The organism is Pedobacter immunditicola (assembly GCF_037482985.1).
In the GTDB taxonomy this organism is placed as follows: Bacteria; Bacteroidota; Bacteroidia; order Sphingobacteriales; family Sphingobacteriaceae; genus Pedobacter; species Pedobacter immunditicola.
In genome coordinates, this window is sequence record NZ_JBBHKC010000004.1 from 39,664 (window position 1) to 52,144 (window position 12,481).

The following is a 12,481-nucleotide window of genomic DNA, read 5'->3' on the forward strand; positions in this document are numbered from 1 at the left end:
AAATTTAGTTAAACACCTGTAAGCTACCATCAAATGACGCCCACACCATATAAGGATGAGAATCTAAATGAAAAACTTCGCCTGTAGCACTGATGCCAATTGTACCTGCAAAACCGTCGATCTCTTTCAATTCGGTAAATGATTTTTCAGTAGCTTCTTTTAAAGAAAACCCATCCGTTACCCGGGTTACTATTTTTGTAGCCAAACCGGCGCTAACAATGTCTTCACCAACTCCCGTACAGGAAATTGCAGCATGCGCATTGGCAAAATTACCTGCAGAAGTTCCCGAATCACTTACACGACAGGGGATTTCAAAGCCCTTACCTCCTGTAGAGGTCGCTACGGCAAGATTGCCATCCCGATCAAGCGCCACACAACCCACCGTACCTTTTCTTTCTCTCTGGTTTAATCTCGCCTCATACTCGATCAGCCGTTGCTGCGTAAAAGGATTGAAATAACCAAAACCATTATCTCTGGCGAAGTTCAACGCCCCTTGACCGCTTAATACACGGTCATCATGCTGTAGCAATTCCGCTGCTATTTGTATTGGGTTTTTAACTTCTTCAATATTGATCACCCCGCCAAAGCGCTGTGTTTTTCCATCCATTATAGAAGCACTAAGCCTTACTTTTCCATCACTTTGAATCTGTGAGCCGAGTCCTGCGTTAAACAATTCATTGTCTTCCAATAAGGTCACTGCAAACACCACCGTTTCTAAAGCCGTGTGCGATTGAAGGAAAGTATTCGCCTGAAGTACTATGGAAGATAAAGCTTTCTGTTTTGCAATTTTAGTTTCTTCATTACTATCGGACTCACTAAAGAATCCACCGTGTATAATTAATTTCATGAGGTTACGCCAATTGATTTAGGATGATGAATTGTTAATTTATGTGTATGAAGGTCGTAGGTATCACCTTCGCACATTACATGTACGACCATGTTACTGATGGAAACCGGCTGACTCATGGCTACATCTGTAAGATTGGTATCTTTCATGTGCTTACCATCTACAAGGATAACCATTCCTGAGCCAATGGCCTGCATGATTTGACCATTAGAAATATAAAGGCCGGTATCTTCACCCAGACCAATCCCCAGAATACCGGGATTGCTTGCAGCAGCATACAACAAACGTCCTATTCTACCTCTCTGCACAAAATGAGTATCCACAATTACCCCGTCAATAAAACCAAGTCCGCCGGTGATCTTCACTTCACCTTTCAACAATGCATCCTTACTGCTCCCCTGGTAGATCATATTTTTAGAACTCGCGGCAGCACCTGCAGAAGTACCGGCAATAACAATCTCTGTATGCTGGTATTTATCAAGCATGACCTGATGCATACTGGTACCACCAAAAATGGAAGACAAACGCAATTGATCTCCACCGGTGAAGATAATTACATCTGCATTTTGTATCCTTTCGCAGTTTTCCGCAGCATTTGCCTGTTCACGGGAGCAGATGTTTAAAACACCAACATCATGAACATCAAGCTGGGCAAAAGCTTTTATATATTCTTCACCAACTTTTTCCGGGATCAGCGAGGCCGTTGTAATAATCTCAAACCTTGATTCCGTATTTTTTAATGATTCTTCCGTGATCCTTTTTAAAATACCCCGTTCAAAAAAATTCATATTTTGGGGCAAGCCAAACTGAGTTTCTGTAAAACTACCTGTATTGATGGCGCCGCCTATTATAATTAATTTACCTTTTGGAGTCATTTCAATTTTATTTGTTCCAATTAATTCAAAGATATGCGCATTCAACAAACATTTAAGCTTTTTTATCAATATTGCATGTTTTTTACCAAACAGCTGTAACCACTTTTTCAATAATTTTATTAGTTTTATAGACAAAAAAGCGACCAGCTAGTAAAATCGCTGTGGCTGTAAAATTGTAATTTCCTCAAAACATTTGCACTGGCCCGAAGAACACATATAAATTATACGAATTCATGAAAATTTTAGGCATTCAAGTGCTAAGGGGACCAAATATTTGGTCTATTAAAAGAAAAAAACTGATTCAAATGCGTCTGGATCTGGAGGATTTAGAACAAAAGCCAACCAACCTGATTGATGGTTTCCGAGAACGCCTGGAGAAAACAATTCCGAGTCTTTATAGCCATCGTTGTTCGAAAGACGGGCCGGGAGGTTTTTTTGAACGGATAAATGAAGGCACATGGATGGGCCATGTGATCGAACATATTGCACTGGAAATTCAAACCCTTGCCGGTATGGACACTGGCTTCGGCAGAACACGCCAGACCAAAACAGAAGGCATTTACAATGTAGTATTTAGCTACCTCGAAGAAAAGGCAGGAATATATGCTGCAGAAGCGTCAGTAAAAATTGCCGAGGCACTGATCAATAACGAAGATTGTCTTATAGATGAGCACATCCAGATGCTCAAAGAACTGCGGGAGTCTGAACGTTTGGGCCCGAGTACCGGTTCTATTGTTAATGAGGCAATCGCACGGGATATTCCCTGGATCAGGCTTAATAAGAGCTCACTCATTCAGCTAGGCTACGGCAAAAACCAGGTGCGCTTCAGGGCTACCATGACAGAGAAAACCAATAGCATAGCCGTTGATATTGCTTGTAATAAAGATGAAACCAAAAGACTTCTACTGGATTCTGCTATCCCGGTAGCAAAAGGGCTTACCTTGTCTGACATCAACGAACTTCCTGATGCCATCAAGAAAATAGGCTTTCCGTTAGTCTTTAAACCATTAGACGGAAACCACGGTAAAGGCGCTACCATTAATGTAAAAACGGAAGCTGCAGCACATGAAGCTTTTGAATATGCAAAAATGTATTCCCGAAAAATCATTGTGGAGCGGTTCATAACAGGTTATGATTTCAGGATCCTGGTGATTGATCATTGCATGGTTGCGGCAGCTTTACGTGTGCCCGCTCATGTAAGAGGAAACGGACAGCTCACCATTAAGCAGCTGATCGACAAGGAGAATGAAGATCCGCGCCGTGGCTACGGCCATGAAAATGTGTTAACTGAAATCAGTGTAGACAGGGATACCCTTGACTTGCTGGAGAAAAACAATTATACGCTTGATACGGTACTGCCTCAGGGCGAGATTTTCTATCTGAAATCTACCGCCAACCTCAGCACCGGTGGCACTTCTATCGATGTAACCGACCTGGTGCATCCGCAGAATATTTTCATGAGCGAGCGCATCTCCCGAATTATCGGACTGGATATTTGCGGTATTGACATCATGGCGCAAAACCTTACCCAGCCACTTACCGAAAACGGCGGTGTGGTGCTTGAAGTAAATGCTGCCCCGGGATTTAGAATGCACCTGGCCCCGAGTGAGGGCCTGCCACGCAATGTGGCTGCTCCGGTGATCGACATGCTCTACCCACCAGGGAAATCTGCAAGAATCCCCATTATTTCAGTAACTGGCACTAACGGTAAAACCACCACAACCCGCTTAATTGCTCATATTGTAAAAAGCAATGGCACAAGGGTGGGCTATACGACTTCTGATGGTATTTATGTTCAAAATACAATGCTGATGAAGGGTGATACCACAGGTCCGGTGAGTGCTGAATTTATTCTGCGTGACCCGACAGTGGAATTTGCGGTGTTAGAAACTGCCCGCGGAGGGATTCTCCGTGCCGGCCTTGGTTTCAATAAATGTGATATCGGGGTGGTTACAAATATCCAGGAAGACCATTTAGGCATAGCAGACATCCATAACCTGGAAGACCTTTCTAGAGTGAAGAGTGTCATCATTGGCGCTGTCATGCGAACTGGCTGGGCGGTATTGAATGCTGATAACAAGTATTGCCGCAATATCGCGAATAGCGCTCATTGCCAGGTAGCCTATTTTAGCATGGATGAGAATAATCCGGCAATTGTGGAGCATTGCAAAAAGGGAGGTACCGCAGCTATTTATGAGAACGGTTATATCACCATCAAAAAAGGCGACTGGAAGATCAGGGTAGATAAAGTGACCCATGTACCTTTAACCTTTGGAGGTACCGTAGAGTTTATGATTCAGAATGTGCTGGCCGCAACTTTGGCTACATTCCTTTGTGGTTATAAAACGGAAGATATCCGGATGTCATTGGAGACATTTATTCCTTCAGCTGCACAGACACCGGGCAGAATGAACACCTTTAAGTTTAAAGAGTTTACCATATTGGTAGATTTTGCTCATAATGCTGACGGATTTAACGGTATAAAGGATTATTTAAAAACCATTGAGGCTACGGAACATGTCGGCGTAATTTCTGCGACCGGCGATAGAAGGGAAGAGGACATCAAGGAAACGGCAAGAATTGCTGCACATACCTTTGATAGGATCATCATCTGTCAGGAAAAATACCTGAGAGGCCGTCAGCCGCAGGATTTAATAGATATCCTGTTGGCAGGTATTTATGAAGTTAAGCCTGAAATGGAAGTGATCATCAATAACAGTGGCGACAAGACCTTACAATATTTAATAGCTACGGCTAAGCCAGGCGGCTATTACACGATTTTAAGTGATACCATTGATGGTGCCATTGTAAAAGTTACCGAATACCTGGATAAAGAATATGGCGTCTAATAAATAAGGCGTAAAAGCAAAGAGGTGCTGTTTTGATTAAAACAGCACCTCTTTTTGTATAAATAACAGTTTTACAGCGCTTGTAAATCTCTCAGACTTTTAATCTGGTCATGTGAAGCTTTCAATTCTGTTTTCTGTTGTGAAATAATTTCCCGAAGGTTTGCAGAAAGATCCTCATCTTCCAGTGCTGTTTTGTAAGCTTTCTGAGCTGCATCCTCACCAAACTCACAGTTGCTTAAAATAGTTTTACGATCGTGACCGGTAAAAACAGCCTTAACATCCATCCAGGCCCTGTAGATTTTTCCTGACCCTGTAGTGCCGGTTTCAGCATCCTGACCTAATGCCTGCACTTCAGTGGCAAGGGCCATTTTATGCTTGTGACTTTCGCCGATCATTTTTACAAACAAAGCTTTCAGGTCACTATCGCCTGGCTCTAATTCTTTCATTGCCTTCTCATAACCTTCAATACGATCATTGTTGATTTGTATAAGGTCATTTAAAATCTCTGCGTTTACTGCGTTATTTCCCATTTTACTAATTTTTGGTGTAATGAAATAACAAATCAGGATTTAAAAAGTTTTAAATAGCCAAGGTTGAAGGCGTCGGGCATCTCGTCTTTGGCTTCAGTAATCAGCAGGCTAAAGTTCTCCCTGATGGTTGTTGGAAGGATATCATGAACCTCAAACACATCGTCGACATCAACACCGTAACGGTCGTCGATATGAGAAGTTGCGCCTGCAAAGCCGGTATGCTTATAAAAAGCAGTTTGTTTGGCTTGCTTAATTGCGGCAGCCATATCGGGCGCAACAATTAAAAGTTTGTAATGTGGTTCATCAAATTCGCCGGGTTTGTAACCTCCTAAATTAATGAAGAATAATTTAAGGTCTGCTGGTTCAGGCACCTCGTTTTTAGCGACCACCGTTACTTTAAAACCATCCACTACATTAACCTCACGCCAGGCATCGATATGTATTTTGCCTTTGGCTTCCGGCCAGAAAGCTTTAATCCCCGGAATAGTATCTTCCAGTGTCGTGCTGAAGGTAAAATAAATATCATGCTGTTCTGTATGTCTCCCCGGAGGGGTACAGCCCAACATGATCATGTATAATTTATGCTTTTCCATAAATATCATTGATAATTTTAGCAAGGCGCACCCCACCCTTTAACAATTGCTCGTTAACGGTCTCAATGTAGTCAAAGTTATAGCGGTAGCCCAGCTTCTGGTCAGGCTGAATGTTTGCGTAGATTTTATTACAAATCAGGTATGACTCAAATACATAATCTTGTAAGGAAGCTGCCTGCCATGTTTTAACCTGCTCTTTAGTGGGATGGTTGATGGCCGTAGCGTATTCTGTATAACTCAGCTGCTGGTAATCAACGATACTTTCATCCCATACCTTGTGCAAGTTAGAACGTTCGCCAAACCAGGTAAGGTAAACCTTATTGCCGCCAAGATCTTCTTTACGTGCGGTGTGCATCGGCTGGTGAAGATCGCCTACCAGGTGTATCAGCACCCTCAGCGCCATCTTTTGCTGCTCCGCAGTACTTTGTTTGTTCTTCAACAAAGCCACCATCACATTGATCTGACTGTACACGTTGGGCGCTTTCTCTGCATTTAGAAACTGGTAAACACCCTGTTTGTTTAAATCACCAGGTAAATTGACATAATGCCATGAGCCCATATAATTGTAAGCAGGATCAGATTTAATGAAATCCTGCCAGTTGCTGGCCATGGCCAGACTTTCGTTACCCAGGACCTTTTGCACACCCTTATGCGCTTTAGCGCTCAAGTGAGCTTCTGCAACCTGTCCCACTACCCGGTGTCCGGTCATGCCCCAAGCAGCAGCCTTCATGGGCATGTACATCATCGCAGCAACAGCAAGACCTACTTTAACTTTATTCTTAATTGAAAACATTTAGTGTGTTATATGATTGTTTTTCATAGCGGTTGTATCCTAAGTTGAATACAACCACTTCATTTTATAATTCTTTAGGCTCGCAAACGATTCGTTCTTTCAGCACAAGGTTAATATCCCGCTGATCACTTACACTTTGCAGCTGTATGGCTTCAGGTTCTATGGACTTAACATAGAAACTCTTGATGTAACGACCGGTATGATAACAGCCCGAGACCTTTTGTTTGTAGTTGGGTTTAGTATAATCACCTTCCATGAAAAGACTGTCGCCGCGTACCACGTAAACACCTTTGGCATATTCTTTCCATACCCCATTGTTGAAACAGGAATCAGGATAATAATTTACTTTTGAATGTGTCACCAGGTCTACATAGAAAGAATCGCAGGTAATCTTAAATTTATGCTGGGTATAATTGATCAACTGATCCGCATTTTGAATACTGTCCTGGTTCCATACGCCCTGAAGAAAGGCCTCTCCCTTTCCTTGTACATCCGGCAACCTTCTGCAGGCAGTCATCACACAAATCAATAAAAGGAGAAAGAAGAGGTTTTTTATCATGCTTCCCACCAATTATTTCAAACTCCCTACCATGTCCTCAGGCTTCACCCACTCATCGAATTGCTCGTTGGTTAATAGGCCAAGTTCTACTGCAGCTTCACGAAGTGTTTTATTTTCTTTATGCGCTTTCTTAGCAATCTTAGCAGCATTTTCGTAGCCGATATGCGGATTTAAAGCAGTAACCAGCATTAAAGAGTTCTCGAGGTGTTTTTTAATTTCCGGAAGATTTGGAAGGATACCAGCAACACAGTGGTCGTTGAAGGAGATACAGGCATCGCCGATCAACCTACCCGACTGCAAAACGTTAGCAGCAATCACAGGCTTGAAAACATTCAGTTCAAAATGACCATTGCTGCCACCGATAGTTACGGCAACATCATTACCCATTACCTGTGCACAAACCATCGTCATTGCCTCTGGCTGTGTAGGGTTAACTTTCCCTGGCATGATAGATGAACCTGGCTCATTATCAGGAATGATGATTTCACCAATACCAGAACGCGGACCAGAGCTTAACATTCTGATGTCATTGGCAATTTTCATGAGTGAAACAGCAACACGTTTGTAAGCACCTGACAGTTCTACCATCGCATCATGTGCGGCCAATGCTTCAAATTTATTAGGCGCCGTTACAAAAGGCAAGTCAGTAAGTTCAGCAATTTTCTGCGCTACCAATACATCATAGCCCTTTGGCGTATTCAACCCGGTACCTACTGCAGTACCACCTAAGGCCACTTCAGTGATCATCACCAACGCATTTTTAACAGCACGGATGCCATTTTTAATTTGCTGTGCATAACCAGAGAACTCTTGCCCTAAAGTTAAGGGTGTTGCGTCCATGAAATGTGTACGCCCTGTTTTAACAATGGAAGCGAATTCTTCTGCTTTCGCATTCAGTGTAGTATATAATTTATCCAGACCTGGTAAAGTAATTTCAGCGGCTTGCTTTAAAGCAGCAATGTGCATTGCCGTTGGATAAGTATCGTTTGATGATTGTGATTTATTGACATCATCATTAGGATGCAGCACTTTAACAGCATCGTTCAGGTCGCCGCCATTGATGACATGTGCACGATTGGCAATCACTTCATTTGCGTTCATGTTACTCTGCGTACCCGAACCTGTTTGCCAGATTACTAGTGGAAACTGGTCATCCAGCTTACCTGCAATCACTTCATCACATGCCTTAACTATTAAATCTTTCTTTTCACTAGCCAAAACACCAAGTTCCTGATTGGCCAGGGCTGCTGCTTTTTTTAGGTAACCAAAAGCATGTATAATCTCCTTAGGCATAGATGCCTCTGGGCCAATTTTAAAATTATTACGTGATCGTTCAGTTTGTGCACCCCAATATTTCTCTGCAGGCACCTGCACCTCACCCATGGTATCATGTTCAGTTCTAAAAGCCATAATTATATTAATTTTTCTTGCAAATTTAAGCTTTATCTTTGTACAGGAAAGTAAAGTAACTGATATTGTTTAAAACATTTCTACGTTAAAGGAGTAATATTTCTTATTTTTCCACTTTTAAAAGGACAACTATTTTTCATGACTTATCGCAATATACTAGCTGTGGCTACCTTAGCCACGATTCTTTTTACGAACTGCACATCATCCAGTAAAAGCCCGGTTGACCCCACAGTAAGGACTGTTGATGATGACAGGGCGGATAGTGTATTGGTTGCTTATGAACCTGAAAAGGGCGATAAGTTTATTGCTGATTTTGTTCAGAAACTTCATAAAAAATATGGCTTCAATGGTAATGTCCTTGTGGCAAGGGATGGGAAGATCCTATACCAGAAAGCCATTGGCTGGGCTGATTATCTGCACCGCGACAGCCTGAAAATAAACTCACAATTTGAACTGGCCTCCATCACGAAAACATTTACTGGTGTAGCAATTATGCAATTGATTGAGAAGGGTAAACTTTCTTTAAAAGATGATGTAAAGAAGTTCTATCCTAATTTTCCATATGAGGGCATTAACATTAAACTGCTGTTAACGCATCGCAGTGGCATGATGAATTATGTCTATTTTACTGACGGTATCTGGAAAGATAAGAAAAAACCGATGAGCAACCAGGATGTCATGAGCCTGATCGCTGAACATAAACCACCACGTTATGCTAAGCCAGACACGCGGTTTCACTACAACAACTCCAACTACATGGTGCTGGCAGCGATTATTGAAAAAGTTACCGGAACAACCTATGCCGACTACATGATGGAGCATGTATTTAAACCTGCAGGCATGAAAAATACGCATGTATATTCCACAACTGTTTACCCAAAAATCCCAGTTGATGTGGTAGGTCACGACCGCAGTTGGAGGTACTCTGTGGTACAAAACTTTTTAGATGGCCCGGTGGGTGATAAAGGTATTTATAGCACGCTCCATGATATGGTGCTTTACGATAACGCCTTGCGCAAAGGCAGGCTTTTGAGTAAAGCCAGCCTGGATTCTTCATATACAGGTTACAATAAACCTGTAAATGGCCATTTCAATTATGGTTATGGCTGGCGGGTATTCGACGGCGATAAAGGCGGCAAAGTGGTTTACCATACCGGCTGGTGGCATGGTTTCAGACATATTTATGTACGCGATCTTGACAAGAAAATTGTGGTCATGTTTTTAGGCAACCTCACCAATGGCAGTTTAATGCACCTTGATGATTTGTATAAATACTTAAAAATGCCGGTAATCCGTAAATCTGCCCACTCAGGTAAGGGTTCAGCACCTGGCAGTGACGAAGATTAATTAATTCGTCAGGAAATCTTATCGAATGTAATTCCCTTGTTTTTTCGCTCTAGGTAGACTTTCAGCAGGTGGTTCTGCGGAAGCAACAGGGATGGATCTTCCTCAAAAACTTGAATGAGGGTATTCCTTGCTTCTTGTAAAATCACCTGGTCTTTGGCCAGATCGGCAAGCTTAAGGTCGAGGACCCCACTTTGCTGCGTACCAGAAAGATCGCCTGGTCCGCGCAACTGCAAATCAATCTCTGAGATCTCAAAGCCATTATTGGTTTTAACCATGGTTTCCAGGCGCAGCTTCCCTTCACGGGTAAGTTTGTTGCCCGACATCAATATACAGAAGGACTGCTCCGCACCACGCCCTACACGGCCGCGTAACTGGTGCAGCTGTGACAAGCCAAAGCGCTCTGCATTTTCAATCACCATTACGGAGGCATTAGGCACATTCACCCCCACTTCAATTACGGTAGTGGCCACCATGATTTGTGTCTTCCCTTCCACAAAACGCTGCATTTCAAATTGCTTATCCGCATTGGTCATTTTACCATGAACAATACTGATGTTAAAATCAGGCAGGGGAAATTGGTAACGCATCTGTTCGATACCAGCTTCCAGAAATAACAAATCCAGTTTTTCACTCTCTTTAATCAGCGGGTAAACTACATAAACCTGCCGCCCCTTTTTAATTTCTTCCTTCATAAAGCCGAACATGCGCAATCTCTGGCCCTCGAAGAGATGACGGGTTTCAATGGGTTTCCTGCCCACTGGCAGCTCATCTATCACAGATACATCCAAATCACCATATAAAGTCATGGCCAGCGTACGCGGGATAGGCGTTGCCGTCATCACCAGAATATGTGGCGGCACACTATTTTTACGCCAGAGTTTAGCGCGTTGTTCCACCCCGAAACGGTGCTGCTCATCAATGATGACAATACCCAGGTTCTTGAACTGTACTTTGTCCTCGATCAACGCATGCGTACCCACCAGGATATCTATTTCACCAGCCTCCAATTGCTGGTGTAAAACGGTACGTTGTTTTTTTGTCGTACTCCCGGTTAATACCGCCACCTTTACAAAGTCATTTCCGACAAGAGTGTTCAGTGAATGGTAATGCTGACGGGCAAGAATTTCAGTAGGTGCCATCATGCAAGCCTGGAACCCATTATCGTTAGCCAGGAGCATGCTCATCAAGGCAACGATGGTTTTACCACTGCCAACATCACCCTGCACCAGGCGATTCATTTGTACACCACGCTGGGTATCCAACCTGACTTCCTTAATTACCCTTTTCTGCGCATTAGTCAGCTCAAAAGGAAGCATATCTTTATAAAAGACATTCACTTTATCCCCCACCTTATCAAAACGCAGCCCTTTAAATTTTAAGGTCCGCTGCTTTTTGCTATTAAGGATCTGAAGCTGGATAAAAAAAAGCTCCTCAAACTTAAGCCGTCTTTCAGCCTCCTGCAAGGCCTGTGCGGTTGCAGGAAAATGAATATTCAGGAGAGCCTCCCTTTTGGAAATCAGTTTATACTTATCAATAATATAGGCAGGTAAAGTTTCCTTCACTTCCCTTAGGTGTTGCTCAATAACTAAGGCCTGCAGCTTCTGAATGCCTTTGCTGTCGAGGAAATGTTTTTTAAGATTTTCCGTAGAATTATAAATCGGCTGCAAAGTTAAATTACCCGTAAGGGTAGCCGGACGCGGGTAAGTTTCCAGTTCGGGGTGAGAGATACTGAAAGTGCCATTAAACAAATTAGGTTTACCAAAAGCGATATAAACCTTGCCCCGCATCACATTTTCATCCACCCACTTCAAACTTTGAAACCAAACCAGCTCCATGGTACCGGTTTCATCAGTAAATTTAGCTACTACCCTTTTTTTATGCTTTTCGCCAATCGTCTGCTTATCTGTAATCCTGCCAACCAACTGCACTAATGGCAAGTCAGCATCCAGCTCGTTCACCTTGTAAAAGCGCGTTCTATCGATATAACGGAAAGGGTAGAAGTTCAAGAGCTGGTCATAAGAAAAAATGCCCAACTCTTTTTTCAAAAGTTCGGCACGTCTAGGGCCTACGCCCTTAAGGTATTCAATAGGAGAAGCTAATATTTCCGGATACAAGGTAATAAAGGTTTATACAGCTATTAAAATCAGCCTTTATAAGCAATAGCAGAAATTTCTACATTTACGCCTTTAGGCAATCCCTTTACTGCTACGGTTTCACGTGCAGGAAAATCCTTAAGAAAGTAAGAACCATATATTTCGTTGACTTCAGCAAAAAGACTCATGTCGCTTAGGAAAATCGTGGTTTTAATGATATGTTGAAAACCATAACCGGCTTCAAGCAAAACTGCATTAAGGTTACGCATTACCTGGTGGGTTTCGGCTTTCAGAGAAATTTGATTTAACTCACCTGTTGCAGGGTTGATGGAAATTTGTCCGGAAATATAAAGGAATCCATTGGCCAAAACAGCTTGACTATAAGGTCCAATTGGGGCAGGGGCATCAGTAGTGTGAATGATTTGTTTCATATTAAAATATAGCTTGAATTAATTTCCATAAAATCCCTGCAAGAAACATAAGAATAGCCAGGGCATTGATAAAATGCATGATCCTTAGGTTTGTATTAGAGGGTCTGTTCTTATCTCTTTTTCTAAAGAAGTACATATACAAATGTATAAAATA

General features: G+C 42.5%; 12 protein-coding genes. 2 read left to right on the forward strand and 10 right to left on the reverse strand.

The genetic code is table 11. The features are described from left to right. Positions 1–4: 4 nt before the first annotated feature. On the reverse strand, positions 5–847 hold the full coding sequence (locus WG905_RS07665) for an isoaspartyl peptidase/L-asparaginase (protein WP_339591127.1): 843 nt from the start codon (positions 845–847) through the stop codon (positions 5–7). Further along, positions 844–1,722 carry a cyanophycinase gene (locus tag WG905_RS07670; RefSeq protein WP_339591128.1) on the reverse strand — a complete coding sequence of 293 codons (879 nt, stop codon included), beginning with the start codon at positions 1,720–1,722 and terminating at the stop codon, positions 844–846. Before WG905_RS07670 ends, WG905_RS07665 begins: the two co-directional genes overlap by 4 nt. Before the next feature lie 233 nt (positions 1,723–1,955). On the opposite strand from WG905_RS07670, the gene cphA reads away from it, so the two are divergent. Further along, complete coding sequence (gene cphA / locus WG905_RS07675) at positions 1,956–4,571, forward strand: cyanophycin synthetase (RefSeq protein WP_339591129.1); 2,616 nt, start codon at positions 1,956–1,958, stop codon at positions 4,569–4,571. A gap of 71 nt (positions 4,572–4,642) precedes the next feature. Here cphA and WG905_RS07680 read toward each other — a convergent pair whose 3' ends face one another. The 5 genes from WG905_RS07680 to fumC all read right to left on the reverse strand — a co-directional run bounded on the left by WG905_RS07680 (position 4,643) and on the right by fumC (position 8,456). Beyond that, entirely contained in the window at positions 4,643–5,101 is a 459-nt protein-coding gene (locus tag WG905_RS07680) for a PA2169 family four-helix-bundle protein (RefSeq protein ID WP_339591130.1), read from the reverse strand. 32 nt (positions 5,102–5,133) lie between these two features. Next, a complete protein-coding gene (locus tag WG905_RS07685; RefSeq protein ID WP_339591131.1) occupies positions 5,134–5,694 on the reverse strand; it encodes a DUF1543 domain-containing protein in 561 nt (186 codons plus the stop codon). Continuing rightward, complete coding sequence (locus WG905_RS07690; RefSeq protein ID WP_339591132.1) at positions 5,681–6,487, reverse strand: S1/P1 nuclease; 807 nt, start codon at positions 6,485–6,487, stop codon at positions 5,681–5,683. The genes WG905_RS07685 and WG905_RS07690 overlap by 14 nt, the downstream gene beginning before the upstream one ends. Before the next feature lie 64 nt (positions 6,488–6,551). Beyond that, the gene (locus tag WG905_RS07695; protein ID WP_339591133.1) at positions 6,552–7,046 is read right to left on the reverse strand and encodes a fumarate hydratase; all 495 of its coding nucleotides are present in this window, start codon (positions 7,044–7,046) and stop codon (positions 6,552–6,554) included. Positions 7,047–7,058: 12 nt separating this feature from the next. Then, positions 7,059–8,456 (reverse strand): class II fumarate hydratase, encoded by a 1,398-nt coding sequence (gene fumC, locus WG905_RS07700; RefSeq protein ID WP_339591134.1) that lies wholly within the window; start codon positions 8,454–8,456, stop codon positions 7,059–7,061. A gap of 138 nt (positions 8,457–8,594) precedes the next feature. Between fumC and WG905_RS07705 the strand changes: the two genes are divergently transcribed. Next, positions 8,595–9,803, forward strand: a complete 1,209-nt coding sequence (locus tag WG905_RS07705; RefSeq protein WP_339591135.1) for a serine hydrolase domain-containing protein — start codon at positions 8,595–8,597, stop codon at positions 9,801–9,803. An 8-nt stretch (positions 9,804–9,811) separates the two neighbouring features. Here the strand turns inward: WG905_RS07705 and recG are convergent, their stop codons facing one another. Genes recG through WG905_RS07720 form a run of 3 tightly spaced genes read right to left on the reverse strand, consistent with a single transcriptional unit; the run spans position 9,812 to position 12,463 of the window. After that, entirely contained in the window at positions 9,812–11,917 is a 2,106-nt protein-coding gene (recG, locus tag WG905_RS07710; RefSeq protein ID WP_339591136.1) for an ATP-dependent DNA helicase RecG, read from the reverse strand. Positions 11,918–11,946: 29 nt separating this feature from the next. Then, positions 11,947–12,327 (reverse strand): RidA family protein, encoded by a 381-nt coding sequence (locus WG905_RS07715; protein ID WP_339591137.1) that lies wholly within the window; start codon positions 12,325–12,327, stop codon positions 11,947–11,949. A 1-nt stretch (position 12,328) separates the two neighbouring features. After that, positions 12,329–12,463 carry a DUF6728 family protein gene (locus WG905_RS07720; RefSeq protein ID WP_339591138.1) on the reverse strand — a complete coding sequence of 45 codons (135 nt, stop codon included), beginning with the start codon at positions 12,461–12,463 and terminating at the stop codon, positions 12,329–12,331. Positions 12,464–12,481: the final 18 nt, after the last annotated feature.